The sequence below is a fragment of the Bifidobacterium sp. LH_416 genome, assembly GCF_056357055.1.
On record NZ_JBKEVJ010000006.1, the window covers coordinates 19989 to 45927 of the forward strand.

25 protein-coding genes and 1 tRNA gene are annotated in these 25939 nt (G+C 55.6%); 14 read left to right on the plus strand and 12 right to left on the minus strand.

What is annotated here, in order from left to right; genetic code table 11:
• Window positions 1-23: 23 nt before the first annotated feature.
• The 3 genes from AC1AY0_RS10520 to AC1AY0_RS10530 are packed head-to-tail and all read right to left on the minus strand — an operon-like array spanning window position 24 to window position 1953.
• Window positions 24-1247, minus strand: a complete 1224-nt coding sequence (locus AC1AY0_RS10520) for an AAA family ATPase (RefSeq protein ID WP_476524763.1) — start codon at window positions 1245-1247, stop codon at window positions 24-26.
• Window positions 1244-1681, minus strand: coding sequence for a hypothetical protein (locus tag AC1AY0_RS10525; protein WP_476524762.1), 438 nt, complete (start codon window positions 1679-1681; stop codon window positions 1244-1246). Before AC1AY0_RS10525 ends, AC1AY0_RS10520 begins: the two co-directional genes overlap by 4 nt.
• A complete protein-coding gene (locus AC1AY0_RS10530; RefSeq protein ID WP_476524761.1) occupies window positions 1678-1953 on the minus strand; it encodes a helix-turn-helix domain-containing protein in 276 nt (91 codons plus the stop codon). Before AC1AY0_RS10530 ends, AC1AY0_RS10525 begins: the two co-directional genes overlap by 4 nt.
• A 117-nt stretch (window positions 1954-2070) precedes the next feature.
• Between AC1AY0_RS10530 and AC1AY0_RS10535 the strand changes: the two genes are divergently transcribed.
• Both AC1AY0_RS10535 and AC1AY0_RS10540 read left to right on the plus strand, forming a co-directional pair.
• A complete protein-coding gene (locus AC1AY0_RS10535) occupies window positions 2071-2796 on the plus strand; it encodes a hypothetical protein (RefSeq protein WP_476524760.1) in 726 nt (241 codons plus the stop codon).
• Window positions 2797-3071: 275 nt separating this feature from the next.
• Window positions 3072-4367 carry a tyrosine-type recombinase/integrase gene (locus AC1AY0_RS10540; protein WP_476524759.1) on the plus strand — a complete coding sequence of 432 codons (1296 nt, stop codon included), beginning with the start codon at window positions 3072-3074 and terminating at the stop codon, window positions 4365-4367.
• 40 nt (window positions 4368-4407) lie between these two features.
• On the opposite strand, the gene AC1AY0_RS10545 is transcribed toward AC1AY0_RS10540, so the two are convergent.
• Window positions 4408-4481 (minus strand) — tRNA-Arg (locus AC1AY0_RS10545).
• 239 nt (window positions 4482-4720) lie between these two features.
• Here AC1AY0_RS10545 and AC1AY0_RS10550 point away from each other — a divergent pair.
• From AC1AY0_RS10550 to AC1AY0_RS10560, 3 genes are read left to right on the plus strand one after another with little or no spacing between them, the layout of a single operon-like run.
• Window positions 4721-5497, plus strand: a complete 777-nt coding sequence (locus AC1AY0_RS10550) for an ATP-binding cassette domain-containing protein (RefSeq protein ID WP_476524758.1) — start codon at window positions 4721-4723, stop codon at window positions 5495-5497.
• A gap of 53 nt (window positions 5498-5550) precedes the next feature.
• Window positions 5551-6759 carry a COG1361 S-layer family protein gene (locus AC1AY0_RS10555; RefSeq protein ID WP_476524785.1) on the plus strand — a complete coding sequence of 403 codons (1209 nt, stop codon included), beginning with the start codon at window positions 5551-5553 and terminating at the stop codon, window positions 6757-6759.
• Between the two features lie 12 nt (window positions 6760-6771).
• The gene (locus tag AC1AY0_RS10560; protein WP_476524757.1) at window positions 6772-8301 is read left to right on the plus strand and encodes an ABC transporter permease; all 1530 of its coding nucleotides are present in this window, start codon (window positions 6772-6774) and stop codon (window positions 8299-8301) included.
• Here the strand turns inward: AC1AY0_RS10560 and AC1AY0_RS10565 are convergent.
• The gene (locus AC1AY0_RS10565) at window positions 8285-10360 is read right to left on the minus strand and encodes a 1-deoxy-D-xylulose-5-phosphate synthase (RefSeq protein WP_476524756.1); all 2076 of its coding nucleotides are present in this window, start codon (window positions 10358-10360) and stop codon (window positions 8285-8287) included. The genes AC1AY0_RS10560 and AC1AY0_RS10565 overlap by 17 nt on opposite strands.
• A gap of 219 nt (window positions 10361-10579) precedes the next feature.
• Between AC1AY0_RS10565 and AC1AY0_RS10570 the strand changes: the two genes are divergently transcribed.
• From AC1AY0_RS10570 to AC1AY0_RS10585, 4 genes are all read left to right on the plus strand, one after another.
• Window positions 10580-11572: a zinc-binding dehydrogenase gene (locus AC1AY0_RS10570; protein WP_476524755.1), complete on the plus strand. Its 993-nt coding sequence runs from the start codon at window positions 10580-10582 to the stop codon at window positions 11570-11572.
• 88 nt (window positions 11573-11660) lie between these two features.
• Window positions 11661-12161: a 5-(carboxyamino)imidazole ribonucleotide mutase gene (gene purE, locus AC1AY0_RS10575; protein WP_476524754.1), complete on the plus strand. Its 501-nt coding sequence runs from the start codon at window positions 11661-11663 to the stop codon at window positions 12159-12161.
• Window positions 12145-13323, plus strand: a complete 1179-nt coding sequence (purK, locus tag AC1AY0_RS10580) for a 5-(carboxyamino)imidazole ribonucleotide synthase (protein WP_476524753.1) — start codon at window positions 12145-12147, stop codon at window positions 13321-13323. The genes purE and purK overlap by 17 nt, the downstream gene beginning before the upstream one ends.
• A gap of 9 nt (window positions 13324-13332) precedes the next feature.
• Window positions 13333-13743: a Fur family transcriptional regulator gene (locus AC1AY0_RS10585; protein WP_476524752.1), complete on the plus strand. Its 411-nt coding sequence runs from the start codon at window positions 13333-13335 to the stop codon at window positions 13741-13743.
• 101 nt (window positions 13744-13844) lie between these two features.
• Here AC1AY0_RS10585 and AC1AY0_RS10590 read toward each other — a convergent pair whose 3' ends face one another.
• The 6 genes from AC1AY0_RS10590 to rpmB all read right to left on the minus strand — a co-directional run bounded on the left by AC1AY0_RS10590 (window position 13845) and on the right by rpmB (window position 16700).
• Complete coding sequence (locus tag AC1AY0_RS10590; RefSeq protein WP_476524751.1) at window positions 13845-15509, minus strand: metal ABC transporter substrate-binding protein; 1665 nt, start codon at window positions 15507-15509, stop codon at window positions 13845-13847.
• A gap of 72 nt (window positions 15510-15581) precedes the next feature.
• Window positions 15582-15749 carry a 50S ribosomal protein L32 gene (gene rpmF / locus AC1AY0_RS10595; RefSeq protein ID WP_476524750.1) on the minus strand — a complete coding sequence of 56 codons (168 nt, stop codon included), beginning with the start codon at window positions 15747-15749 and terminating at the stop codon, window positions 15582-15584.
• Window positions 15749-15871 (minus strand): 50S ribosomal protein L36, encoded by a 123-nt coding sequence (rpmJ, locus tag AC1AY0_RS10600; protein WP_476524749.1) that lies wholly within the window; start codon window positions 15869-15871, stop codon window positions 15749-15751. Before rpmJ ends, rpmF begins: the two co-directional genes overlap by 1 nt.
• Before the next feature lie 49 nt (window positions 15872-15920).
• Window positions 15921-16226, minus strand: a complete 306-nt coding sequence (gene rpsN, locus AC1AY0_RS10605) for a 30S ribosomal protein S14 (RefSeq protein WP_476524748.1) — start codon at window positions 16224-16226, stop codon at window positions 15921-15923.
• 22 nt (window positions 16227-16248) lie between these two features.
• Window positions 16249-16419 carry a 50S ribosomal protein L33 gene (rpmG, locus tag AC1AY0_RS10610; RefSeq protein ID WP_476524747.1) on the minus strand — a complete coding sequence of 57 codons (171 nt, stop codon included), beginning with the start codon at window positions 16417-16419 and terminating at the stop codon, window positions 16249-16251.
• Window positions 16420-16463: 44 nt separating this feature from the next.
• The gene (gene rpmB, locus AC1AY0_RS10615; RefSeq protein WP_476524746.1) at window positions 16464-16700 is read right to left on the minus strand and encodes a 50S ribosomal protein L28; all 237 of its coding nucleotides are present in this window, start codon (window positions 16698-16700) and stop codon (window positions 16464-16466) included.
• A 50-nt stretch (window positions 16701-16750) separates the two neighbouring features.
• Between rpmB and AC1AY0_RS10620 the strand changes: the two genes are divergently transcribed.
• From AC1AY0_RS10620 to AC1AY0_RS10640, 5 genes are all read left to right on the plus strand, one after another.
• Window positions 16751-17530, plus strand: coding sequence for a hypothetical protein (locus tag AC1AY0_RS10620; RefSeq protein WP_476524745.1), 780 nt, complete (start codon window positions 16751-16753; stop codon window positions 17528-17530).
• Window positions 17531-17669: 139 nt separating this feature from the next.
• Window positions 17670-18593, plus strand: coding sequence for a metal ABC transporter solute-binding protein, Zn/Mn family (locus tag AC1AY0_RS10625; protein WP_476524743.1), 924 nt, complete (start codon window positions 17670-17672; stop codon window positions 18591-18593).
• 226 nt (window positions 18594-18819) lie between these two features.
• Entirely contained in the window at window positions 18820-20904 is a 2085-nt protein-coding gene (locus AC1AY0_RS10630; RefSeq protein WP_476524741.1) for an LTA synthase family protein, read from the plus strand.
• Window positions 20905-20929: 25 nt separating this feature from the next.
• Window positions 20930-23518 carry a glycoside hydrolase family 2 protein gene (locus AC1AY0_RS10635; RefSeq protein WP_476524740.1) on the plus strand — a complete coding sequence of 863 codons (2589 nt, stop codon included), beginning with the start codon at window positions 20930-20932 and terminating at the stop codon, window positions 23516-23518.
• Between the two features lie 60 nt (window positions 23519-23578).
• A complete protein-coding gene (locus tag AC1AY0_RS10640) occupies window positions 23579-25108 on the plus strand; it encodes an aldehyde dehydrogenase family protein (protein ID WP_476524738.1) in 1530 nt (509 codons plus the stop codon).
• 100 nt (window positions 25109-25208) lie between these two features.
• On the opposite strand, the gene AC1AY0_RS10645 is transcribed toward AC1AY0_RS10640, so the two are convergent.
• A complete protein-coding gene (locus tag AC1AY0_RS10645) occupies window positions 25209-25910 on the minus strand; it encodes a C40 family peptidase (protein ID WP_476524736.1) in 702 nt (233 codons plus the stop codon).
• Window positions 25911-25939: the final 29 nt, after the last annotated feature.

Genomic DNA, 25939 nt, shown 5'->3' on the forward strand with positions numbered 1-25939 from the left:
TGTCTTGTGGACTAGTGCGGGCGTCATTGCATGTCCTTCGGAAGGTACCAGTACCACGCGCCTTGGAACGTGCCTTTATTGTCGCTGGTTATATGCAGACGTTTCTTGGCGCGTCTCAATTGGTCTTTGCTGAAGTGGCCTTTGCTTTTGAAGCCGGCTTCGAGAATATCGGAGCGTACCGCCTTGCCATTGTTGTCCTTCAGGTAGCGGATTAGCCAGCGGTCTATATCGTTCATGTCTTCCGCGTCCTCGCCGTTGAGCCGGCTCTGGCGTATGTCCTCAACGCTGACATTGGAATGTTCCACACGGCTTATTGCCTGCACGTTATCGGTGATGCTGGCTGTGATTTTCAGCGAGCGGAGGGCCGCGTTGTTCGCCTTCGTAAGACTCATGATGCTCACGTCTTCGTTGTCCGGGTCTTTGATGATCTCCATGAACGAGCGGGCCGTGTCGATGAACTTCTGGGAGCCGGACACGGTGCCGCTCCGGTTGTAGTGATGCAAGCCCAATATCACAGCACCTTCGCCGGCGAGTACGGCCAATTCCCTGCATGCGAGCATGGCGGGTTGCACGTCCTTGGCGCTGTTGATGTCTCCGTCTACGAACATGGCTATCGGGTCAACGATGATTAGTCCGGGTTTCCATTCCTGCACGAGAGTGCGTAGGCTGTTCAGGTCGGCGGCGCTGGTGGTCAAGGGTATTTCCGTGCCGAACGGGCCTACCGTCGTGGACTGGTAGAACTTCACCAGATTGGCGTCCGCGTTCATGGCCATGAACCTCGGCTGCAATACCGCCTCTAGATCGTCTTCGCCTTGGTCGATGTACAGGACGCGCTGCGGTTCGCATTTGAAGCCGTTTTCGTCCGATAGCAGTCCTCGTGTGGCCTGTGCGGCGATGTAGGCGGCGAACGTGCTTTTGCGTGCTCCGCCTTCGCCGGCGAGAATGTTCACACCCTCCCTGAGGAACGGGTGCCACAAGTAGTGCAAGGGTCGGGGTTTCACGTCCGCCAATGAGATAAGCCGGGCCGTCCTGTTGCCCTTGGTGATGGCGAGCGTGCCCACGCTGCCGGTTACGGGGTCATACGGTGTGCCCTCGCTGGTGCGGGCTATCCCATCGCCCTCATGCTCGCCGCGCGTGGCGTCCAAGTCCACAGCATCCGCGTATTCGGCTTCGGCCTGCCGCATGGTCTGCTCGGTGATGGCGGCGCGTTGCATGTCCGCCTTGGATTCCGCGAAAGTGACGGTCATGACAGCCTCCCGGATTGCAAATGCTGGTGCACGTAAGAGAGAACCGCACGCCGCGTGTACAAAGTCAAACCTCCTACGGTGGTTTCATATTCGGGGCCGATACCCGCATGACGCCATTCACGTAACGTCAGCACACTGATATCCAAGGCGCTGGCAACAACACCTTCCATGGCCTTCACGGGTAGGCCCTGCGCCTGCTGCAATTGGATTATGGAGAACCGGGGAACATCCATAAGAGAAGCCTCCTCGCTTGCGACTGATCTAAGAGAACGATTGAACGGGCGGGATTGAAGACGATAAACGAATGACTCAATGGCGAGCGCCATACCGCCGATAAGATAGGCGGTCGGATAATCACCGACGTTCAACCGCCACGCCATAAGACAGCAGCAGCCGAACACGATGGGCGCAAGCAGCGGCAATAGGCGGCTCATGCTGCCGACTCCCGCACGCTGGCCTTCTTCGCGTCGGCGGTGCTCGAGTACACGCTCGATTCCAGAAACGCCAGAACATCGTCGCGACGGTAGTAGACGGCCCTGCCGAGCTTCACAAACTTCAGGTTCTTGCCCTTGCTGCGCCAGTCATTCAACGTGTTCTCAGGAATATGCACGATCTCGCTCAATTCCTCCGCCGTACTCAACGGCGGCAGCTTCGCCGCAATCTCAGCAAAAGCAGAAGGAATTTCTAACGACACATCACCAGACATAACAACCTCCAAACAATCAGATTGAGAATTTCTCAATCTGTTAATTTGAGAATATTACAGTTTGAGAAATTGTCAACTTGTGATTATCGGAAAATGTCGTTATTAGAATTTCTGAGTATGAGAATTAATGAGGCTGTAGGTGATTTCCTAAAGAGATATAGGGTGACGCATAATTTAACGCTTGATGATGTGGCCACTGCTTCGCGGAGATATGGCAGTGGTTGGATAGCGGCCAGTGTGCGCAATATCGAAAAAGGCGGAGGGAAGGCGGATTCACTGCCGACGCTGCTTGTGCTCATGTCCGCGCTGAACGATCTGCACAAGGACGTTGAAGACGATTGTTATATGACCCCGGTGCGGCTTTCCGATCTGATCGACAGTGGAGACGACATGATGAGGCTCAACAACGATTTTGAAGCACCTGGATGGGTTGTGCTCGGCATGATTCGTGGCGACTGTGAAACGCTAGGGGAATTCCTGACGGCGGACGACGACATGGGTGGCGACAGTGGCGAAGGGGATGGCGACTTGACGAAATTCTTTCTCGAACACGTTCCTACGGCCGCTGAACGTCGAGCTGCGTGGCGATGTGGGTATGAGGATGCAGAGGTGTTTTCGCTGGTTGCCTTCGCCATGTACGGGCGAACATACGACGCTGAAGTACGAGCTCGAGCAGGTGAGGATTCCACACCCCAGAAACGCGGCCGCGTCGCGCGCGTGTTGGATGACGAGATTCAGGGCTGGACAGAGAATTCATGCAAAGACGATGGGATAAGCGAGGCGATAGAAGGACATTCAGGCATGGAAGGTTTTATACAGCTTCTGAATAAGTCTTTCCGCTAGTGGTGTTGTACATAAACGAAGCGTCAATACTGAGATTTTTGTAACGCTTGTGTCGCCTGATGGTAATTAGACATTTTCATGAGACATGCTCAATAAATTAGGTTTGCGCTGTTAGAATACCGTTCACCTTGCGCAATCTTGCGCAATCTTAGTGTTTCCAATGGTTTTCGTCTGCGCAGTCTGCGCGCAGACTGCGCGCACCTTGGCACCGGTTCTGTGATGAAATTGTGAACACGTTCGTTGTGGGCGTAACCGCTTGACAAAAGGGGGAGAGCATGGCAAAGGCATGGGTTAAAGACACTTGGCTGACCAAGGATGCGCCGGCCAATATCCGGCGCATGGTCAACTCGGCGGCTAACAACCCCATGAGAATCATCGACCGCATACCCGCCGAATACCGGCTTGCGAAATACGGGCGAGGAAAGCGTTGGGTGGTGGTCTGGTATGAGACCGTGGACGGAAAGCAGAAGGAACGCAACCGAAGCTATGCCATGAAGTCCGATGCCGAGAAGGCGAAGACCGCCATAGGGGACGACCAATACTCAGGACGCTACATCAACGAGGCGGATCGTAACCGTCTGTTCCGGGACGTGTGCAGGGAATGCATGGACGGCAAACAGGGCGTGAAGGCGTCCACGGTTCGCGGCTATGAGCGATACCATCGAATGTATGTGCTGCCGAAATGGGGTGCGCGTCCTATCGGATCCATAAGACAGTCCGAGGTCTCCGAATGGGTGGGTGAACTGCGTTCGGGTAAGGCTCCGTTCGATTTCAAAGGGGAGCGTGCGCCGAAGGGGCGGTTGAGTGAGAACTATATCAAGGGCGTGTTCAAATCGGCGCGCATGGTGATGTCCTACGCGAAGCGATGCCGCCTTATCATCGATGACCCTTTCGACGGTGTGGAGCTGCCGAGGGACAATGAGCCGGATGACGGCATGGTGTTCCTTGACTACAACCAAGTGGAGCGGCTGGCGGCTGCAAGCCTTCCCGGTGACGACCTTCTGGTTAGGATGCTGGCGTACACGGGCCTACGTCCCAGTGAGATGATGGCGCTGCACGTCTCCGATCTCGATATCGATGCGCGGCGCATTCATGTGGTGAGGAACTTCACGCAGGATACGAAGGGGCGGCAGGTGGAGGGCACGCCGAAGACATGGGAGGTTCGCCGCGTCGCCATTCCGGCGTTCCTCATTGATGATCTGCGCGAACAATGCAGGGGCAAAGAGTCGGACGGCTACGTGTTCACGACTCGCAAGGGTGCATGGCTCACTCTGGCGAACTGGAGGAACCGCAACTTCGCGGGAGCCATGAAGCGGGCGAATCTGGACGATATACCCGGTCTATGTCCGTACTCGCTGCGTCACACATACGCTTCGCTGGCGATTGCTGCGGGCTGTGATGTGAAGACGCTTCAGAACGCCATGGGTCATAAGGACGCCACGGTTACATTGAACACCTACGCGAGGTTCTGGCCGGATAGGCTGGACGTCGTGGCCGATGCCATGACCGCAGCCAGAGCCGAAAAAGTCCATCAGGGACTATCAGGGACGAAACGCGACCCTGAAGAATGACCAAACCCCTTGGAGACCAGTGTTTCCAAGGGGTTTCTTGTGACCCCGGCCGGGCTCGAACCGGCGACCTTGAGATTAGAAGTCACATGCTCTATCCAGCTGAGCTACGGGGCCAAACCTGAGACAGTTTAGCTTAAGGGGTGTAGAACTGCGCGCGGCTGCGGATGTATGAGAGAGATGCGAGAGATATACGAGAGGACTGAGGGCCGGCGGCTCGCGGCATCAGGGGACACCCTTAGGGGATGTGCGGCTTCATCTTTCGCTATACACTGGCTGGAAACGAGCTGAATGAATGAGAAGCATCCAGCCGCATAGCCCGTCCGCCAACGGCGACGAACGAGAGAAGGGTGCCTATGGCGAGGCCAATTATCGAAGTGAGGAATCTTCGCAAGGAATATCCCGTGGAAGATGAAACGGTGGTAGCCCTAGAACGTGTAAATCTCACGATTCCGCAAGGCCAGATCTGCTGCATTTTTGGCGAATCCGGTTCCGGCAAATCCACGCTGCTCAACCAGCTTGCCGGTATGGAGAAGCCCACCAAAGGCGGCGTTAGGATTGGCGGCGTGCCGGTCAGCAAGCTCAATGAGCGCGAATTGGCGGCATTCCGCCAAAAGCACATCGGTTTCGTCTTCCAGTCCTATAATCTGCTGCCAAACCTGACCGCTCTCGAAAACGTGGCCATGCCACTCATGTTCCGCGGCGTGCCCAGAGAGCAGCGTGAACGCACGGCGCGAGGTGTACTCAGGCGCGTAGGCCTCGGCCATCGTCTGAGTCATTATCCGCGGCAGATGTCAGGCGGCCAGCAGCAGCGCGTCGGCATCGCCCGCGCATTTGTCACCAAGCCGGAAGTCGTATTCGCAGACGAGCCCACCGGCAACCTTGACTCCAAAACCAAAGCCGAAGTCATGTCGATGATTTGCTCATTCGCGCACGACTTCAACCAAACCATCGTCCTGGTCACCCATGATCCGCAGATGGCCTCCTATGCCGACCGCATTGTCACCCTGCTGGACGGCAACATTGTGGACGACCGCACCAATCAGCCAGCATCAAGCCAGCAACCCACTGCACCACTCATTGCACAACCCACTGCACAACCCATCGCAATCAACCAAGGAGCCTCACGATGACCATCCACACCAACCCATCTGGTACTCATACTGAAGGCTCCGCAGTCGCCCGAATGTCGACTGTGCCGGCAGCAGTGCGTCACCTATGTGCTGCAGCACTCGCTGTACTGATGACCATCGCGTTCGTGTGTGCTGCCGCGCTTGCGCCGAGCCAAGCGTTTGCCGTAGACGGTGACGATTCCGCAAGTAGTGGTGCAATAGTCGCTCCAGTTGCCGGCCCTGTGCCAAACATCATCGTGACCAACTTCACTTATGGCGGCGATTCCGTGGCCGCTGGCGCCAAGTTCGACCTGGCCTTTACCTTCCAGAACAAAGGCCAAGTGGCGGTAACCAACATGGTGGTTACGGTGGATGGCGGCGAAAGTTTCGCCATCGCCGGAGGCACGAACACGTTCTACGTGGACGCGTTGTGGGCCGGGCATTCGCTGACCCAAACCGTGCCGATGCAGGCGCTGACGTCCGCGCAAAGCGGCGCACAGCCCATTGGCCTGAGCTTCAAATACGAGTATCTCGACTCCGGCTCGCGTTCCTCCACTCAATCCGACATTAAGATTTCCGTGCCGATCAGCCAGCCTGACCGATTCGAGGTCAGCGATCCGGTGATTCCGGATCAGGCTATTGCCGGTCAGGAAGCCACCATCACGATGGAATACGTGAACAAAGGCAAGGGCGACATTTCCAACGTTGAAGCCACGATGGACGGCGAGGGCTTCGACGCCACGATGAAGAACCAGTACGTGGGCAATGTGGCTTCCGGCGCCACCGGTTCCATTGGTTACGCTTTCACGCCGCAAGCTGCCGGCGAGCTGAATGCCACTGTCAAAGTCACGTATGAGGATTCCGATGGGCAGACGAAAACTAAGGAATTCCCGGTCACCGTTTCGGTTGCAGACATGCCTGTTGTTGATGACAGTGCTGTAGACAATCTCAATGAGCCTGCTCCTGGCCCGATTATTCCAGTATGGGCGTGGGTAGCCGGTGCTGTGGCAGTAATCGTGCTCATTGTGGTGATTGTGCTGCTCGTGCGTCGCCATCGCAAGAAGAAGGCAAAGAGCAAGATCGACGAAGAATGGGATGACTGGGCGGAAGATAAGAGCGGTGCTGGTGCTGCGGGCAGTACTGATGCGCAGGTTGCGGCTGATTCGGCAGCAACTACTGCTGATGCCGCGGCCACCACTGTGCTCGATCCGCTTCCGGCTCACGATGTGCCGGCTTCGCTCACCGCGGATGCTGTTAACACTTCTGCCGCTAATAAGTCCTGAGAGGAGCCGACCATGCGATTCGGCGATATCTTACGACTATGCCGGCAGAATCTGTGGCGGCGCAAATCCCGCACGATTTTGACGGTTCTCGGTGTGATTGTGGGCTGCTGCTCGATTGTGCTCATGATTTCCCTCGGTCAGGGAATCAACGAGCAGAACGAGAAAATGCTCAAATCCATGGGCGATCTGTCCATCGTGACCGTATACACCAATGGTGGATACGGTGGCATGATGTCAATGGGCGGTAGCTCATCGTCATCCTCCTCATCTCAAGACGTCAAACTCAATGACGATGCCGTGGAATCATTCCGTGCAATATCAGGAGTCTCCGGCGTCACTCCGATGATGAATTACAACTACAATGCCAGCATGCGAACCGGTGCTGGAGGCCGATACCTCTACGATTACGTGCAAATCATGGGTATCGACATGTCTCAGTTCGACCAGATGGGCTACAAGCTCAAAGACGGTGCTCTGCCCACTCGCGAAGGCGAAGTGCTCGCCGGCGAATGGACGGCGTACGACTTCATGGACACGCTCAAAAACGGTGAAATGCGGAATAACTCACGTGGGGAGTCGGGCGGCTGCGTCTGGAATGATGACACCGGTCAATGCGAGCCATATGAGGATGAGGATCCGTTCTTTGAGCCTGTTGGCGCGCAGCTCACCTTGACCACGGGTGCCAATTATTCGGGTGATTCCTACACGCGGAACCTGTACGGCATGGGTGGCTCGTCTGGTGGAGCGGATGATTCGCAGAACGTTACCGAAGACTTGCGCATCACTGGTGTGGCCGGCGCTGACTACTACAAAGGATACGCCACGTCCGACGGCATAGTCATGGACCTGAAAACATTGAAGGAACTCATTGCCAAGGTCGACCCGGCCGCAGCTGCTCAGAAAGGCTCCACATATGATCAGGTGCTGGTCAAGGCTCAAGATTTGTCGTCCGTGCCTGAGGTGGAATCGCAAATCAAGTCACTTGGTTATGAAACCTCATCCTATGAGGATATGCGCAAGTCCATGGAAGAACAGTCGCGTGCAATTCAGCTGATTTTGGGCGGTATTGGTGCGGTTTCGCTCCTCGTGGCGGCTATTGGCATTGCCAATACGATGGTGATGTCCGTAACTGAACGCACGCGCGAAATCGGCATTATGAAGGCTTTGGGCTGTTATGTGCGCGATATTCGCATCATGTTTTTGACGGAAGCCGGAGCGATTGGATTCTTCGGCGGTCTGATTGGCTGTGCTATTAGCGCGATGCTCTCAGTGGGCGTCAACATAGTGGGCATGACCTATATGAGCGGTGGTATGTCTTCCAGTTATGGAGGCGACGGCTCAAGCTCAGGCGGCTCTATATGGACCACTATCTGGCAGGCGATAGTCGGCGGCGACGATGTGACGCGCTACTCGGTGATTCCCTGGTGGCTGTATCTCTTCGCGATTCTATTCGCTACGCTGATTGGCCTGCTCTTCGGCTTCGGCCCGGCGAATAAGGCGGTCAAAATCCCCGCCCTAGACGCCATCAAAAACAGCGAGTGAACGCATTTACGATACTGTCAACCGTCAGCCCATAGCGCTCATTCAATTCAGCCAACGGCACGCGATCAGTAAACTCCTTGGCGGCACCAAAGTTCAGCACACGTGGATTCTGAGGAGGATTCTGAGGAGGATTCTGCTCAGAATCCACGCTCTGCCAATGATTCGCGTAATAGGCGGTCACCTTTTCACCCCAGCCGCCTTCCAGCTGACCATCCTCAAGCGTAATAACCAGCTTATGGTTGCCGCGCAAAGCCTCCAACGCATCAGTATCCAGCGAAGTGCACTGCCGCGGGTCAATCACCGTGGCGGTAATACCATGCTCGTCTTGCAATGCGGCCGCCGCGCGTTCCGCCAACGGATACGTGTTGCCCAAGCCGAGAATAGCCACCTGCGAACCACGCTGGTTCACGCGCCAAGACAACATATCCGGCAGCGTCTCATTTGGCTGCGGCAAGCGTTCGGCAAGCTTTCCGCCAGTAATCGGCAGCAGCGAAGCATCACGCTCAGCTGCCAACACGCCTTCGCCGGGCACGCGAATCACCACTGAACCAGTAGGCGCACCCTCAGCATCAGCCGGCAGAGTAGCCCATGCCAAATCATCCAGAAAATCGCGGCCCGACGTTGGCACCAGCATCGTCACATCAGGAATATTGGCGAACATCGCCACATCATAAGCGCCGGAATGCGTGTTATCCGAGCCGGAAAGCCCACCCAAAAAGTCGAGTACGGTCACGCGCGAACGATTCAGACTCATTTCCTGGAAGAACTGATCATAAGCACGCTGGAAGAAGGAGGCAGTCGTGGCGACTACCGGAGTGCCACCCGCTCGCGCAATGCCGGCTGCAAACGCCACCGCATGCGATTCGGTAATGCCGGTGTCCACATAATGCGAACCTGCGCGCTCGCGGAAATCATGCGTAATGCCATTGGAACCGGGGGTGGCCGGGGAAATCACCACCAAACCAGGCTCACTGGCGAAGCGCGGTTCAAGCGCAGCCATAGCCATTTTGCCGTAATATTTGCGCGGATCTTCAGGTTTGCCGAACGAAGCATCCGGGTTCTGCCAATGCGAAGCCTCGCATTGACCTTCATGCGGCTCATGATCGGAGAGATTGCAGTGATCTGAATGCCATGGTTCCGTATGCAGCACATTCGCGGTGTCTGTAATGTCTTCGTAGCCTGCGCCCTTCAGCGTATGAATATGCACTACAACCGGGTGATCAATATCGCGCACATCCTCGAGCGCGGCAACCAACGCATCCACATCATTACCGGCCTCAACATACCGATAATCCAAGCCGAATGCGTTGAAAATATTCGGCTGTGCAGTGCCACCGGACGCGCGTAAACGTGCAAGCGGGCCGTACATGCCGCCAAAATCGCCGGCAATGGACATCTCATTGTCGTTAAAGATAATAATGAGATTGCCGCCTTGCTCAGCCGCATTATTCAAACCTTCGAAGGCCACGCCAGAGCTTAAAGAACCATCGCCAATCACGGCCACCACATTGTTGATCTGGCTCGTGCCAGTGGCTGCCATCTCAGCGTTGCGTGTTTTTGCAATGCCGCATGCCAGCGAAATCGACGTGCCGGTGTGGCCGAGCACGAATTGATCATGCTCGCTTTCCTTAGGATTGGTGAAACCGGTTACGTCGTTGAATCGTTGCGGCTCGAGGTAGGCGAGTGCGCGGCCGGTCAGCATCTTGTGCACATAGCTTTGATGCGAAACATCAAACACAATGCGATCGCGCGGGGAGTCGAAGACACGGTGCAATGCCACTGTGGCTTCCACCATGCCCAGATTGGAGCCGATATGGCCGCCATGCTGATGCCCATAAGCGAGCAGCGTGGTGCGAATCTCATGGCAGAGCTCATGAAGCTGATTCGCAGGCAGGGCCTTTACATCTGTGGGAGTGGTAATAGTGCGTAGAAGCGGGGCGTTGGCAATGCTGTTTGCTTCAGTCTCGGCCTGGATAGGGTGTGCGGCAGTGGGGGAAGGGGTGCTGTTCATAGCGTCGGAATCGGCAGTATTCAGCCCTTTACCCAGCATATCGCTCATACCCTCGTGACTCCCCTCTCATACATCTTCCGAATTTGACATGCTAGCGTTACGGGCAGTCGAACATTCGAGCCACGCGGCAATACCCTCAACATCTCCGTATATCACTCAAATAATTGGCTCCTGCAAATGCAGATAGGGCAGGGAATCCCAAGGAATCCGCTGCAGTGTGGAAGAATGGTGGTGAAACCCGGGCGATTCGGATAAGGAGCCAAGCCAATGAAGGCCGTATATGCATCCACAGTGAATAACGATGATCCGCTTTCCGCGCTGGCGGTAGGCGAACAGCCCGAACCGAAGGTGCGCCCATATTGGTCCACAGTTTCGGTGCGCGCCGTAAGCGTGAATCATCACGATATTTGGTCCCTCAAGGGCGTAGGGCTTGCCGCCGAGCAGACGCCAATGATTCTCGGCACCGACGCCGTGGGCGTTCTGGACGAAGACATTCCAGCAAAGCATGGTTTGAAAGCCGGCAGCGAGGTAGTGCTGTACACGTTCGTCGGCACGGATGGCAATGGCGTGGCGCCGGGGGAGCGTCGCTCCATTTTGTCGGAGAAATACCCGGGCACAATGGCCGAGAAAACCTCCGTGCCTTCCGCCAACGTGTTCGCAAAGCCAGCGAACCTCACTACTGCCGAGGCTGCCGCACTGGGCACCAGCTGGCTGACCGCCTATTCGCTGCTGTTCAACGCTGCAGGAGCCAAGCCTGGCGATTCCGTGCTGATTCAAGGCGCGGGCGGCGGTGTCTCCACGGCGGCCATTCAGCTCGCCCATGCGGCAGGCCTTGAAGTGTTCGTCACTTCACGCGAGGCGGAAAAGCGCTCCAAGGCACTGGACCTGGGCGCTGATGCGGCATTGGAAACAGGCGCTCGCCTGCCGCGCAAAGTGGATGCGGTTATTGAATCCGTGGGTGCGGCCACGTGGAGTCATTCGGTGAAATCCGTGCGCCCTGGCGGCACCATTGCCATCTGCGGTGCCACCACTGGCGACCAGCCGGGCGCTGAGTTGACGCGCGTATTCTTCCAAGACATTCGCGTGCAGGGCAGCACGATGGGCTCGCGTGAGGATTTCGCCCGACTGCTGCGCTTCGTGGAGCATGCCAACATTCATCCGGCGATCGATTCCGTATTCACCGGTTTGGATGCGGCTCCTGAAGCATTTGCCAAGCTGAACGGCGGCGATGTGTTCGGCAAAGTGGTGATTGAGCTGTAGTGCAGCTACAGCAAATTCTCCCTCTTCTGAATTCGCAACAGGGGAGTACAGTGGGTGCATATTCTCAATAACTAGGGAGTAAATGATAATGGCAAATGAAAACAAGCCTGAAGTCGCAGTGGTGATGGGCTCCTCCAGCGACTGGGAGACCATGAAGCGCGCCTGCGATATTCTCGACCAGTTCGGCGTGGCCTACCACAAGCAGGTCATCTCCGCGCATCGTACGCCGGAACTCATGGCGGACTTCGCACACAACGCTCGTAAGAACGGTTTGAAGGTCATCATCGCCGGTGCCGGTGGCGCAGCCCATCTGCCGGGCATGATCGCCGCCCAGACCACGCTGCCGGTAATTGGTGTGCCGGTACGCTCCCACGCCCTCTCCGGTTGGGACTCCCTGCTTTCCATTGTGCAGATGCCGGGCGGCATTCCGGTGGCCACCACTGCTGTGGGCAACTCCGGTGCCACGAACGCTGGCCTGCTCGCCGTGCAGATGCTTTCCGCATTCGAACCGGAACTGGCACAGAAGCTTGAGGACTACCGCAACGAACTGAAGGAAAAGGTGGCCGAATCCAATGCCCAGCTTGTCTGAGGAAACCAACGGCCGCGTATCCATGCTGATGCCGGGTTCAACCATCGGCATTATTGGCGGCGGACAGCTCGGCCGCATGATGGCCCTGTCCGCACGCTACATGGGTTTCCGCGTCGGTGTGCTTGACCCCACTCCAAACTGCCCAACCGCTCAGGTGGCTGATTTCCAAATCACCGCTGAGTATGACGATAAGACCGCCATCCATGATCTTGCCGTGCAATCCGACGTGCTCACCTACGAGTTTGAGAACGTGGACGCCGACGCCATCGATGAGGTTCGTGGCATTGCTGCTGCCCCGCAAGGCACCGACCTGCTGCGCGTCACGCAGCACCGCGTGCATGAGAAGCAGTTCATCAATGATCACGGCACCGCCACCGCTCCGTGGCGTGCGGTCAACAATTTTGATGAGCTTGACGCTGCACTGGATGAGATTCACTACCCGGCAGTACTGAAGACCGTCTCCGGTGGCTATGACGGCCACGGCCAGATGGTGCTGCGTTCCGATGCCGATTTGGAGAAGATTCGCGCTCGCGGTGATCGTGGCGGTGGCTTCCCGCCAAGCATTCTCGAAGGCTTTGTGGACTTCGCGTTCGAGGCTTCGATTCTGGTGTCCGGCAACGGCAAGGATTTCGTGACCTTCCCGATTGTGCGTAATGAGCATCGCAACAACATTCTGCACATGACTATCGCTCCCGCCAAGGTGAGCGAGCATGTGGCACGTGAGGCCCATGAGCTGGCCATTCGTCTGGCCAAGGGCTTTGAGCTTGCCGGCACGCTGGCTATCGAGCTGTTCATCACCAAGGATGATCAGGTCATCGTTAATGAGCTCGCACCGCGCCCGCATAATTCCGGCCATTACACCATTGAGGCTTGCTCAATGGATCAGTTCGACGCCCATATTCGCGGCATCGCTGGCTGGCCTCTACCTGAACCAAAGCTGCTGAGCCCGGCGGTAATGGTGAATGTGCTCGGTCAGCATGTTGAGCCTACTCGTGCACTGATTGCCAGCCACCCTGAGTGGAATGTGCATGATTACGGCAAGGCCGAGGTTCGCCATGATCGCAAGATGGGTCATATCACCGTACTTACCGATGACCCGGAGCAAACCGTTGCCGATCTTGAAGCTACTGGTTGCTGGGATGATCTGAAGAAGAAGGCGTGACCTTAACGCATGGTTGAACATATCGAACGTCAAACCAAGCAGAAGGACGCCATCCGTGCCGCTTTGGCCGATTGCGATGAGTTCATCTCCGCTCAGGACCTGCACCGCAGGCTTGAGGACGAGGGCTCACGCATCGGCTTGGCGACCGTATACCGCCAGCTGAACGCATTGGCGGACGCCGGTGCCGCCGACACCATTCGTCTGGATGGCCAGCAGCTGTTCCGCTTATGCGGTGATGATGGGCATCACCATCATCTGGTGTGCAAGCAGTGCGGCAAAACCGTGGAAATCGACCCGCCCAGCGAATCCTGGCTGCGCAAAGTGGCTGAAGGCCACGGCTTCACCGTGGAATCCCACACGCTGGAAGTTTTCGGTCTGTGCCCCGATTGCCAAAAAGCGCAGAAAGTAGCAGCCAAATAATCGGGAATACGTAGAAACCAACGAAGCCTCGACCGTCTGGTCGAGGCTTCACTCATGTATGCCGGTATTTCTTTCTACGGCATCACAGCCCGAAGAAGGAATCAGTGGGCCAGCATTTCGGTGGCTACTTCCTCCTTGCTCATGGACGCCGGATAATACGTGGGCCAGTTGTCCATTGCTTTGAGGGTCTCTTCCTGGGAGTCATTACCCATGAAGATGTGGAAGTGTGCGGCTTTGGTCGGTGCGATGCCATGGTCGGAGAACTGCACGATCTTCGGCGCGCCCTTGGGCACATCACCGGTGGCGGTGAACAGGAATCGCACGCCGCGGTTGCCCTTGGCGTAATCGAGAATTTTGCAGCCGCTGTATTCATAGGTGGCGGTGGCGGTCTCGCCGCCTCGGATGAAGCTCATCTGATTGCCTTTGATGGTTATTTTCTCCACATCGGTTTTGTAACCAATCTCGTAATACTTGGTGTATTCGGCAGCAGTCATGTCGCCCTTCTTGGCCTTGGCCTGCATCACCTTGTCGAGCGTGCCATCCTTGAGCAGCGGGTAGACAGACTGCCATTCGCCTTCGTAATCGGACAGGCTGCGGTCCTTGACATCCTGAGTCAGGAAGTAGCCGTTAGTGGTGTCGGTAGCCAGCGCCTGATTGGCGATGAGCGTGAGCCAACCAAGCAGCGTCTGCTGATTCTCGGGCAGCTGTTCGGTTACGGAAATAATTGTCTTGTGACTGGATTGCGCGGCCTCTTTGAGCTTTTTGGCGAAACCATTCATCTCCTGTGGATTGACAATGAGCAGATCCACATCGTTGCTGGAAACGATGCTCGTGGCGTTTTTGAAATCTGCTGCGGATGGTTCGGTACCGCTGTTCATCGCGTTTGTGTAAGTTTCCGGAGTCTTGTCGACTGCGCCGACGTACTCCAGTAGGTAGCTGATAATCGACTCGGTGGCCACATAGTTGCGTTGCACATTGGCGGAGCGGGCCTTGTTCACCAAAGTCACGAAGTCGGCATAATCGCCATTCCATTCGTTGAAGTGACGCTGCGCGGTGGTAGCAGTGGCGGAGCTGGCGCCAGCCTTGTCCACGTAGGCACTATTGATGGCTTCGGCTGCTTTCAATACGGCTTCCGGACTGAACCACAGGTGTGGATTAGTGGCACCATGGTGATGATGGTGGCCTTCCTCGCCGGAGGAACTTTCATCTTCGTGTGCATGGTCGTGCTCCTCAGTAGTGGTGATGCCCATTAAATCACCCACATTCACAATGGCTTGACGCTTCTTATCCAGCTGAGCCTTCTCCGCCCAACCGTCGTAGCCAGCGCCATTAATCACCACGATATCCGCTTTGGCGAGCTTAGCCAGATCGGATGCGGTGGCTTCATAATCATGCGGATCGGCGGAAGTCGAATTAATGAGCGACGTTACTTTGGCGCATGAGCCGCCGAGCTGTTGCGCCAAGGAACCCCACTGATTAACTGAGGCGACCACGGTGAACGTGACATCGCAGGAATCATTGGTTTTGTTTGCGGCTGAACTTGTGGTGCCACTACTGACGGAAGCAGCTGAATTCGAGCCGTTTGGTCTCAGAAAAGCGAATGTGCCGAGAACCAGGCCGCCCAATACAGCGCCGACAATGAATGCGATGACAATGCTGATAACGGTGTTGTGTTTGGAAGTGGTGGATACGTTGCTGCTCGGAGTAGCAGTTTGACGGTTTGCTGGATTGTGGGTTGAGGGCTGGCTGGTGTATCGATCAGTCATGCTCTGACTTTCTACCTAATGTTCTTCTCTCGAATATGTGTGATATTGACTTATGACTTCTCTATGGCTTGGTTATGGTTTCATATACCCCTTTCGTACGGCTGCGGCTAGGTTCTGCGGAACCTGAACCACTTCGCCTTCAGGCGTTATGACCGTGGCCAGCTGGGGCACTTTGGCTTTCCAGTTGGCTCGGCGCGAATGCGTGCGTGCTCGGGATGTCTTGTATTTAGGCAGTGCCATCAGCCTTGCCTCGCTTTCCAGTGGGGGTTCTTCTTGTTGATTACGTACAGGTGGCCGCGTCGGCGCACGACATAGGAGCCGTCCTTGCGGGCCAACGAACGGATTGATGATCTGACTTTCATATCCATTCCTTTCTTCTTATGGAGGTGCTGGGGGTGTCGATTTGGCAGGTCACCAGCTGGACTTCGCTACACCGGGCAGTTCGCCTTTGTGCGCTTTTTCGCGCAAATTGATGCGAGACAGGCCGAACTTGCGGTTGTAGGCGCGCGGCCGGCCGTCGATGGAGTCACGGTTGCGCAGACGGGTGGGACTGGCGTCGCGGGGGAGCGCCTGCAGTTTGCACATTGCCTCGGCGCGTTCTTCGGCGGTCAGATGAGGGTTGACGCTATCGCGTTTGTATTCGGCGCGACGTTCGGCATATTGGGCAACCATGCGTTCGCGCTGTAATTGTCGGTTGATTTTGCTGGTTTTGGCCATGATGGTGTCTTTCTCGGCGGTGTTAGCGGGTTTCGCGGAACGGCACTCGCTTGCGAACCACGGGGTCGAATTTGATGAGCTCGAGTCGATCCGGAGTATTGCGGCGATTCTTGGTAGTGGTGTAGGTGAATCCAGTTCCTGCGGTGGATCGCAAAGTGATGACTGGACGTATTGTGGCGGATTTGCTTGCCATGGTTAGTGCTTTCTATCGGGATGTATGGGGATTGATTGGGGGCGTCAGTTGCGCTCCTGATTGCGCTGAACGCGTGTGAGTGCCGCTTCGATGCCGATGCGGTCGATGGTTTTCAGGCCTTTGGCGCTCACGGTAAGCGTGAGGTACCGCTGCAGGGATGGCACCCAATAGCGCTTGGATTGCAAATTTGGTCTGAATGTGCGGCGTGTTTTCTTGTGCGAGTGAGATACGCGATTGCCGACTCCGGCACGCGTTCCCAGAATTTGACATGTTTTGGACATGCCTGCGACTATATCATAATGATAATCATTATCAAATTAGAAAGGCTGTCATGATTCATTCGGCATTGCAATCACAGGGAAACGCGGAGGGTCGTACTCCCGTGGTGCTGCTCACTGGCGCTGACCGACTGAGCTTGGACTCGGTGGCATTTTCGCTGGCTGATTCTTTCCCGTCTGTGTGCTCAATTTCTTATGATGTGCGTCCGAACGACGCTGTGGAATCTGGGCTTGATATTGTGCGCAATGTTGCGAAGCCGCAGGCGAGTGGAGTGTTGTTTGGAGAGTCCGAGGCGTTTGGGCTTGTCGAATGTTGCATCAGCTGCACAGTCAAGCATGATCTCGAACTGGTGCTCGAATCATTGCGGGGACAGGCTAATGCATTCCTGATTTCGCTGCCGGTGGGAATTGAGGGTGTGCCGATTGCGCAGTATCTGGCTGATTCCTTCCGCCTCAATGAGTGGGGTGAGTCGATGTTCGTGGGGGCGGTGGCCAATGCCGTGGGTCTTGACGAGTTCGAAGAGCGTTTCTTTGACGATGGTCGTCTGTGCCTCTGTGGCATGGGTGAGGAGGATGGTGTCTATGATGAGCGGTCCACCGGCGTTGCGGTCTCCCGTCTGATTCGCGAAGCCTCGTGCGTACTGGAACTGCCGGTGGTCGGCGCTGGCTGCTTGGCGCGCCACCTGGATGCAGATGGGGAATGCAAGTGCCGCGATATCATTCGCGCCATCTCCTCGCGCGGCGCGTTGATATGTGAGGACGCCCATGCTGTGGATCTCCTTGGTTTGGTGCAGGCATCAGTTGGCAATGTGGTGCCGTTGTGGGATTTATGACGGTGATAACACGCCGACGTAAATGTAAATGATAATAATTCTCAATATGTGTTATTCTGTCGTGCTGGTGGCCGGCGATGATGCGGAGACAGCAACATTGCCCGGCCTAATGGCTGAATAAGAGAGGAAATCCAAAATCATGTCCATCATGTCCAATGTCAAGCGTGTGCTCGCTGTCACGACTGCTGCAGTGGCTGTGTTCTCTATGGCCGCCTGTGGTTCCAGCAACGCGTCCAGCAGCGCCAATTCTGATTCCGCTAACGCGTCCTCCGGCAAAATCGAAGTCGTCGCTTCCATCAACCAGTGGGGTTCTGTGGCCCAAGACCTCGGCGGCGAGCACGTCGAAGTCACCAACATCATGACTAAGACCAACGTTGAGGCCCACGACTACGAGCCCACCAGCCAGGATGTCGCCAAGTTCCATTCCGCAAAGGTGGCTGTGGTCAACGGCGCTGATTATGACCCTTGGGCATCGAAGGCAGCCGAATCCGCAAACGTCACATTGATTGACGCCGCTGAAACCGCAGGCGTCGAGGAAGGCGGCAACCCGCATGTCTGGTTCTCCGCCAAGGCACGTTCCGCCACGGCCGATGCCATCACTGCTGCCTATCAGAAGGCTGATCCGGCACATAAGGACGATTACGCCAAGCTCAACAAGGATTGGCACGCCCAAGAAGATAAACTCGAGGCCAAGATCAAGGAAGCTTCCGCTAAGACTGCAGACCTGCCATACGCTGCCACTGAATCCGTGGCATGGTACTTGGCTGACGATCTGAAGATGACCGATGCTACGCCGAAGGGTTACGCACAGGCTTCCGCCAATGAGAGCGAGCCGACTCCAAGCGATATCAAGAAGTTCCAAGACGCGCTGAAGTCCGGCAGCATCAAGATGCTGGTGCTCAACACCCAGGAATCCAATTCCACCACTGAGCAGATCACCTCTGCGGCAAAGAGTGCCAACGTGCCGACTGTAGAACTGACCGAGCAGATGCCCGCGGAATACAGCAATCTGCTTGACTGGATGAGCGCACTCGTCAATCAGTTTGCCAATGCCGCACGGTAATGCCTAAGAGTGCAGCATACCTTTGCGCTATCGGAGAAGCGCTCTGCACAATCAGGGTATATTCGGGTGTCTCGGGGAATGTCCCGAGGCACCCTTTGCGTTAGGGTAAATAGTTAGGAAACGGTAAGAGAAACCTTGCCAATATGGAATTTCCAAGGTTAAACGGCAACAATATGCCATTGAAGAATACCGAGACACGAATAAGACTGCTAGAAACTGTAGGCGAATGAGCGAGAACACTAGGAATACGAGTAGTACTACCGCACCAAAGTTCCGTTGGCGACTCTGGGAAAGCCGAGCCGAAGCGGACGAGGTCACTCCCAAGCACCCGCATAAGCCATTCCCCGGATGGCTCTACGGCGTGCTGTTCTTCGTTTTTGACATTATTGCCGTCGCGGCACTGGAGATTGGCGTTTCTTCCAGCTCCACCCGCGTACAAGTATCCAGCCCCACTGTGGGATTCGGATTCGTCAGCAAAATGTGGACTGAAGGCAATTTCGTTTTCCTGCTCAATGTGCTGCTCGTCGGCCTCTTATATCTGATGCTGCTGATGCTGTTCAACCGATTCTGGACGGCAAGCATCGTGATTATGGGCGCTGGCATTATCGTGGCGGCCATCGAACATTTCAAAGTCGAGATTCGTTATGAGGCAATTCTGCCAGCGGATCTGGGCTTCCTCGGCTCCAATACCGGCAATATGCTCACGTTTATTCCGGCTGGCGCGCATGTGACAATCTTGATAGCGCTCGGTGCTTTTGCTGCATTGCTGGCGCTCGTGCTGGTGCTGCGCCATCTTGATGGCCGCAAAGGTCAGATGATTCGCTCCAAGAATCTGAGCCTGAACCTCACCACCCGCCTGATTCTGGTACTACTGCCGCTGCTCGGTTTCTCCCTGTACTGCATGCAGGTGAGCACTACTGATTCGTGGGCGAACAAGCTGTCTCAAGGCATGGGAGACAAGCCTTCCATGTGGGATTCCGTATATGATGCGCAGCGCAACGGCCCGCTGGTGGCGTTCACGCGCCAGCTCAATCCGAAAGTCATGGACAAGCCGGACAACTATTCCGAAGAAACCATGAAGGAAGTGGCGGCTCGCTACGAAAAGGCAGCCAAGCAGATCAACGCGTCCCGCTCCAATAATCTCACCGATTCCACGGTGGTATATGTGCTGTCTGAATCCTTCTCCGATCCGAGTCGTGTGCCGGGGCTTAAGGTGAATAAGGATTCCATGCCGAATATCCGCAAGATCAAGGAGAACACCACTTCAGGCCTGATGTTGTCCTCCGGCTACGGCGGCGGTACCGCAAACCTGGAATACATGGGTCTTTCGGGCTTGAGCATGGCTAATTTTGATTCTTCGCTGACCAGCCCGTATCAGCAGTTGGTGCCGAGCGCGCACTGGGCTCCTACCATTAATCAGATGTGGGGTGCTCCCGCGAATTCGCTGGGCTACCATCCGTACGAATCCAGCATGTATTCGCGTGCCACGAACTATAAGAAGTTCGGTTTCTCGCACTTCTATACGTTGACCGGTCCGGATGTGATCAAGTATCAGGATAAGATCGATGATTCGCCGTACGTTTCGGATAAGTCCTCGTACGATTCCGCATTGGAAGGCATCAAGTCCGGAAAGACGAATAAGTTCATCCAGATTATTACGATGCAGAACCACATGCCATATCACGAGTGGTACAAGAACAATGACTATACTGCCGAATCCACCACTGGCACTCCGTTGGAAAAGGATGAGCAGGAGTCCATTGAGACGTATCAGAAGGGCGTGGAGATCACTGATCAGGCTACCCAGGAGTTCTTGGATGAGCTTGATCAGCTCGATAAGCCTGTCACTGTCGTGTTCTATGGCGACCATCTGCCGGGCATTTATTCCTCGGCCAGCGAGGATGAAAACAATTCTCTTGCCCTGCATTTGACCGATTACTTCATCTGGTCGAACAAGGCTTCCAGCTCTCAGGGTACTAAGACCGATGATGCTGCATATTCCTCGCCGAACTTCTTCGTGGCGCAGGCTGCCGAGCATATGGATGCCAAAGTGTCGCCATATCTTGCATTCTTGACTGAAATGCACTCCAAGATTGCAGCTATGGAACCGCCTGTGGTCAATAAGATTCAAGGCTGGGATCGTATTCCTGAAGGCCAGAACATTTATCTGGATCAGGAAGGCAATCCAATGTCTACTGAAGACTTCGATGAGGAGACCAAGCAGCTTCTCGCCGACTACAAACTCATTCAGTACGACATCACCGCCGGCAAGAACTACCTTAAAGACACCGACTTTATGACACTGCCGTAAGTAAAGTCGCGCCTACAATAAAGCCATGAGGCGCGTCAATATTAATAGCAGTTGGCAGTTCCGCTCTATTGGCGGCGGTAATAATGGCAAGGGAGCGTGGCAATCCATCACGCTCCCGCATGACGCGATGATTCACGAGCCGCGCACTCCGCGCACGGGCAATGGCTACAATACCGGTTACTATCCGGGCGGCAGCTACGAATATCGCACTACGCTCGACTTGCTGGAGCCGCCTGCCGCATGCCTGCTGGAATTTGAGGGAGTCTATCCAGGCGCTACCGTACTGGTCAATAATGAGCCAGCTGGCGAGCTCACTTATGGTTACGGTGATTATTACCTCGATATCGCCAGTCTCCTGCATGCCGGCGCCAACACAATCACCGTGTTGGTAGATAATTCCCATGTGCCGAATTCCCGTTGGTATTCCGGCTCTGGCATCTACCGCCCAGTATGGCTGTGGACTGCTGAGTATTCCGATGTGATACGGCCAGATGCTGTGCGTATTGACACGATGATTGAGGGCAGCGGAAACAATGCTGACGGCTCAGCTCGTGCATCCATCACCGTAAACCTTGATAATCCGCTGATTCTCGGCCAATATCTCAACACAGTCATCACTGACGCCGATGGCACTACCGTGGCCGAATTCCAAGATGAAACCGGTGTGATCGACTCCGCGCAACTGTGGTCGCCGGATTCGCCAACGCTGTATACGGCCAACATCACCTTGTATGACGCCGATGGTGCAGTACTCGACACTCACACAGAACGCTTCGGCATTCGCACATTGACATGTGACGCTCGGCAAGGGCTGCGAATCAATGGCAAACGCGTGCTGCTCAACGGCGGCTGCGTACATCATGACAACGGCATTCTTGGCGCGGCCACACTGCCACAAGCCGAATACCGTCGCGCCAGAATCATGAAAGAGCAAGGGTTCAATGCCATCCGCTCCGCCCATAATCCGCTTTCCAAAGCCTTCCTCGATGCCTGCGATGAGCTTGGTTTGCTGGTTATGGACGAGGCATTCGACATGTGGTGGATGCATAAAACCAGTTATGATTACGCCGGTTCTTTCCGCGAGCATTATGCTGATGATTTGACTGCTATGGTGCGCAAAGATCGCAATCATCCCAGCGTAGTGCTGTATTCGATCGGCAATGAGATTGCAGACACCAAGTCGCCGCGTGCTGCTGAGGCTGCGCGATCAATGTGCGCTATTATTCGCCGCCTTGATTCTGGCAGGCCGATTATCGATTGTGTGAATCCGATTTCCTTATCGTTGGCGGCAAAAACTCAGGCTGGTATGGACCAGCATGATGCCAAAGTAGAAGGCGAACCAGGTCTCAACACCACGCTTGAGCATGCTTCGGGTCCGGCAATGCTTACGGTAATCGACAAACTGATGCCAGCGGCGCTCGCCACAGGCATTATGGAACTGCAAACCAATGATGTGTTTGATGAAGTGGATGTGGCCGGCTTGAATTACTGCCGCCAAGGCCCAGAACGATTCCACCGCAAGAATCCTGATCGCGTGTTCTGCGCCAGCGAAACCTACCCGCAGGAGATTGCATACACGTGGCCGGATGCCAAGCGTTTGCCATACTTCCTGGGTGATTTCGTTTGGACAGGTTGGGATTACATTGGCGAGGCATCGGTAAGCGCTTGGGCGTATTCTAATCCGGAACCGTACGGCTGGATGCGCGAATATGGGAATCGTATGGCTGTGCGCGGGCGTGCCACTGGGCCGTATCGCCGATATCCAGGGCTTTTGGGCGGGTCTGGTTTGATTGACATCACCGGTAGGCCGACTGAGCAGATGTTGTACCGGCAAATCGTCACCGGAGTGCGCCGTACCCCTGCTATTACCGTGCGGCCAATGCAATTGCTGTATGGCGATGGCGCTGTGCGCGCCGGGCGAACGTCGCGATTTATCGAGCGCGGGCATGATGGCGTGGCAAGCTGGTCATGGGCTGGCTATGAGGGCCGTGAGGCGATCGTGCAAGTGTTTTCCGGCGGCAAAACCGTGCAACTCGTATTGAATGGCACGGTGGTGGGCACAGCGCCGGTGCGCCGTTGCATGGCGGAATTCCGAGTGCCGTATGAGCCCGGCGAATTGGTAGCTACTGCATATGATGCTCATGATTGCGTGATCGCCAGCAGTACACTGACTTCGGCTGGATTGGATTTGCAAGTCACAACGCAGTTTGAGCATGTGATCAATCCGTATCCGGATAGCGATTCCCGATGGGATTCGAGCGAGCTGATCTATGAATCCATCGCCCTGACTGATTCCCAAGGCATTGTGCACGTGACCGATGATCGCCGCATCACGGTGCAGCCAGACGGTGCTGTCATCGTAGGCGCGGCGTTGGCTGACGAGGATGCGGACAGCCGGCGCGCACCAGACGTTTCACATGATGTTTCACGCGGTATCTCGCATGATATTTCGCATGATATTTCACAGGGTGACGCTGTACTGCAGGAAATGCTCACCCATGCTGAACTGCTCGGCGTGGCTAGCGCCAATCCCATCACCTTCGATGAATTGGCCGGCAACACCTGCACCACGTACTTCGGGCGCGCCCAGGCCATTTGGCGCGTACAACCGTAAACCGCACGCCCGCATCATCGTAATGTTGGCCTTAGTGAAAAGTTCCATATAAGGATTGTTATGACTGTTGCAATATTCTCCCAACTCAAGAACGCATACGGTTCCGGCCGCACACGGCCGCTGGCTTGGCGCCGCGCGCAGTTGGATGCATTACGACGCATGATTGCTGAGCATCAGGATGATTTCGCAGCTGCAGAAAACGCTGATTTTGGCAAGCCGGCAGCTGAAACCGTGCTGATGGAACTGAATTTGGTGGCCGCTGAAGCTCGATTCGTGCGCAATCGTTTGGCTCTATGGACGAGGCGGCAATATAAGCCCATGCCGTGGTCTCTGCAGCCGGCTACTGGGTGGACTGTTGCCGAGCCGAAAGGCGTGGTGCTGATTATCGCACCTTGGAATTACCCGGTATTACTGGCGCTTGAACCGCTTGCCGATGCAATTGCCGCTGGCAATGCGGCGTGCATCAAACCGTCTGAATTGGCTCCCAACACGTCGAAATTGATTGCCGAGTTGGTGCCACAGTATTTGGATGCTGAGGCGATCACTGTTGTGGAAGGTGGCGCGAAGGAAACCGGCGAGCTGCTGGACTGCGCATTCGACCATATTTTCTATACGGGCGGCGAACGCGTTGGCAAAATCGTTATGACCGCTGCAGCCAAACATCTGACCCCGGTTACCTTGGAACTTGGCGGCAAATCGCCATGTTTCGTCGATAAAACTGCGGATTTGAATGTGGCGGCTCGGCGTATTGCCTGGGGTAAGTTCTCGAACGCCGGCCAAACATGCGTGGCTCCCGATTATGTTCTTGCCACGCCAGATATCGCCGAAGCATTAGCGAAGCGCATTGCTGTGGCAATCAAGGAGTTCTACGGGGAGAATCCACGGCTTTCACCGGATTATGGCCGCATTATTAATGAGCATCATGTTGAGCGGCTGTGCAGCCTACTGCCAGCGGGCACAGTACCGTCTGATAAGCCAAGCTCGCCGCTGGTGCAAGTAGCATCCGCGGTCGGTGCTGCAGTAGACATGGTGGGGCGACGCATTACTGCGGTAACTGCTGGTTCCGGTAATGCGAATAAGCGCACTGATGATATGTCTGATTATGCTGGGCGCGTTATCTGCGGTGGGGTAGTGGATCGCGCGAATCGATATATTGCGCCCACGGTATTGCTCGGTACTCAGCCGAATGCGCCGGTAATGCAGGAGGAGATTTTTGGTCCGATTCTGCCGATTCTGGTAGTGAATGATGCTGATGCTGCTATTCGATTCATCACTAGCCGACCGCATCCGTTGGCTGCGTATGTGTTTTCTCGGCAGCGTGCGGTGAGGTTGGCTTTTGAACGGCAGGTTTCATCCGGTTCGCTTGGTTATTCGCTGACGTTGGCACAGCTGCTATCGAGCCGACTGCCGTTTGGCGGGGTAGGAGCTTCTGGAATGGGCGCTTATCATGGCAAGGCTGGTTTTGATACGTTCAGTCATATCAAAACCGTGGTTGCTAAGCCGCAATTCCCGGATACGTTGCAGATGATTTACCCTCCACTGAATGAAGCTCGTGGCAAACTCGTCACGTTGCTGTCCAAGCTGAGTTGACGGGTGTCTGCCTTGTAGTGCGGCAGAAGTACAGCAAAAGGGCTGATGAGTTGTTTGAGAACTCATCAGCCCTTTTGCTTTGGAAGACCAAATATTGTGCTTACTGCAACACGCGGTAGTACTGCATACCGCTCATCACGCGGGTCACCTGCGTGCCCTGAGACGGGGTCATAGCGTGAATCATCATGCCATTGCCGATGTAAATGCCGGCGTGGGTGGCGCTGACCATCAAATCACCAGGCTGCGGATCAGAAACCAGCGTGCCAGCGGAACCCTGGCTGGCAGCAACGCGAGGCAGCGTGATGCCGAAGTGAGCGAATACGTAGGAGGTGAAGCCGGAGCAATCCCAGCCGTCCGGAGTAGTACCGCCGTAAACATACGGAGCACCCTGGAACTGGAGTGCATAGGCCACCAAATCAGAAGCATTGCCGGATACCGGAACATCGCTGGCGGCAACGCTGGTACGGGTTGCGCTACGGCTTGCCGATTCGGTTGCTGCAGACTGGGCTTCGGCCTGTGCCTTAGCTGCTTCAGCTTCCTTTTCAGCCTGGGACTGAGTTTGCGGCACGTCCAAGGATTCAACGTCGCCCCAATCGCCGGCGCTTTCGGTGGAGGTGGACTCGGTGCCTACGGAGATGTGACGGGTGGTTTTGGCTGCCGGGAATGCGCGAGCGGATGCCACGGTGCCAGAAGTGGAGTTAGCGGCATTGGCCATAGGAACAATGCCTGCAGGAAGAGTGAGAGCCGCAACGGCGGCCACTACTGCGGCAAATTTACTAACGCGAGTAGGGGGGGCAATCATGAAAAAAATAATTCCTTCCGGACAAACTG

Bases quoted from the DNA above. Each gene is read 5' to 3' on its own strand.
- AC1AY0_RS10625 (WP_476524743.1), top strand. From the start codon at position 17,670: ATGTCCATCATGTCCAATGTCAAGCGTGTGCTCGCTGTCACGACTGCT.
- purE (WP_476524754.1), top strand. From the start codon at position 11,661: ATGGCAAATGAAAACAAGCCTGAAGTCGCAGTGGTGATGGGCTCCTCC.
- AC1AY0_RS10570 (WP_476524755.1), top strand. From the start codon at position 10,580: ATGAAGGCCGTATATGCATCCACAGTGAATAACGATGATCCGCTTTCC.
- AC1AY0_RS10550 (WP_476524758.1), top strand. From the start codon at position 4,721: ATGGCGAGGCCAATTATCGAAGTGAGGAATCTTCGCAAGGAATATCCC.
- AC1AY0_RS10565 (WP_476524756.1), bottom strand. From the start codon at position 10,360: ATGAGCGATATGCTGGGTAAAGGGCTGAATACTGCCGATTCCGACGCT.
- AC1AY0_RS10535 (WP_476524760.1), top strand. From the start codon at position 2,071: ATGAGAATTAATGAGGCTGTAGGTGATTTCCTAAAGAGATATAGGGTG.
- AC1AY0_RS10635 (WP_476524740.1), top strand. From the start codon at position 20,930: ATGAGGCGCGTCAATATTAATAGCAGTTGGCAGTTCCGCTCTATTGGC.
- rpmG (WP_476524747.1), bottom strand. From the start codon at position 16,419: ATGGCAAGCAAATCCGCCACAATACGTCCAGTCATCACTTTGCGATCC.
- AC1AY0_RS10555 (WP_476524785.1), top strand. From the start codon at position 5,551: ATGTCGACTGTGCCGGCAGCAGTGCGTCACCTATGTGCTGCAGCACTC.
- AC1AY0_RS10645 (WP_476524736.1), bottom strand. From the start codon at position 25,910: ATGATTGCCCCCCCTACTCGCGTTAGTAAATTTGCCGCAGTAGTGGCC.
- rpmB (WP_476524746.1), bottom strand. From the start codon at position 16,700: ATGTCCAAAACATGTCAAATTCTGGGAACGCGTGCCGGAGTCGGCAAT.
- AC1AY0_RS10530 (WP_476524761.1), bottom strand. From the start codon at position 1,953: ATGTCTGGTGATGTGTCGTTAGAAATTCCTTCTGCTTTTGCTGAGATT.
- purK (WP_476524753.1), top strand. From the start codon at position 12,145: ATGCCCAGCTTGTCTGAGGAAACCAACGGCCGCGTATCCATGCTGATG.
- AC1AY0_RS10630 (WP_476524741.1), top strand. From the start codon at position 18,820: ATGAGCGAGAACACTAGGAATACGAGTAGTACTACCGCACCAAAGTTC.
- rpsN (WP_476524748.1), bottom strand. From the start codon at position 16,226: ATGGCCAAAACCAGCAAAATCAACCGACAATTACAGCGCGAACGCATG.
- AC1AY0_RS10520 (WP_476524763.1), bottom strand. From the start codon at position 1,247: ATGACCGTCACTTTCGCGGAATCCAAGGCGGACATGCAACGCGCCGCC.
- AC1AY0_RS10590 (WP_476524751.1), bottom strand. From the start codon at position 15,509: ATGACTGATCGATACACCAGCCAGCCCTCAACCCACAATCCAGCAAAC.
- AC1AY0_RS10540 (WP_476524759.1), top strand. From the start codon at position 3,072: ATGGCAAAGGCATGGGTTAAAGACACTTGGCTGACCAAGGATGCGCCG.
- AC1AY0_RS10525 (WP_476524762.1), bottom strand. From the start codon at position 1,681: ATGAGCCGCCTATTGCCGCTGCTTGCGCCCATCGTGTTCGGCTGCTGC.
- AC1AY0_RS10560 (WP_476524757.1), top strand. From the start codon at position 6,772: ATGCGATTCGGCGATATCTTACGACTATGCCGGCAGAATCTGTGGCGG.
- AC1AY0_RS10640 (WP_476524738.1), top strand. From the start codon at position 23,579: ATGACTGTTGCAATATTCTCCCAACTCAAGAACGCATACGGTTCCGGC.
- AC1AY0_RS10620 (WP_476524745.1), top strand. From the start codon at position 16,751: ATGATTCATTCGGCATTGCAATCACAGGGAAACGCGGAGGGTCGTACT.
- rpmJ (WP_476524749.1), bottom strand. From the start codon at position 15,871: ATGAAAGTCAGATCATCAATCCGTTCGTTGGCCCGCAAGGACGGCTCC.
- AC1AY0_RS10585 (WP_476524752.1), top strand. From the start codon at position 13,333: ATGGTTGAACATATCGAACGTCAAACCAAGCAGAAGGACGCCATCCGT.
- rpmF (WP_476524750.1), bottom strand. From the start codon at position 15,749: ATGGCACTGCCTAAATACAAGACATCCCGAGCACGCACGCATTCGCGC.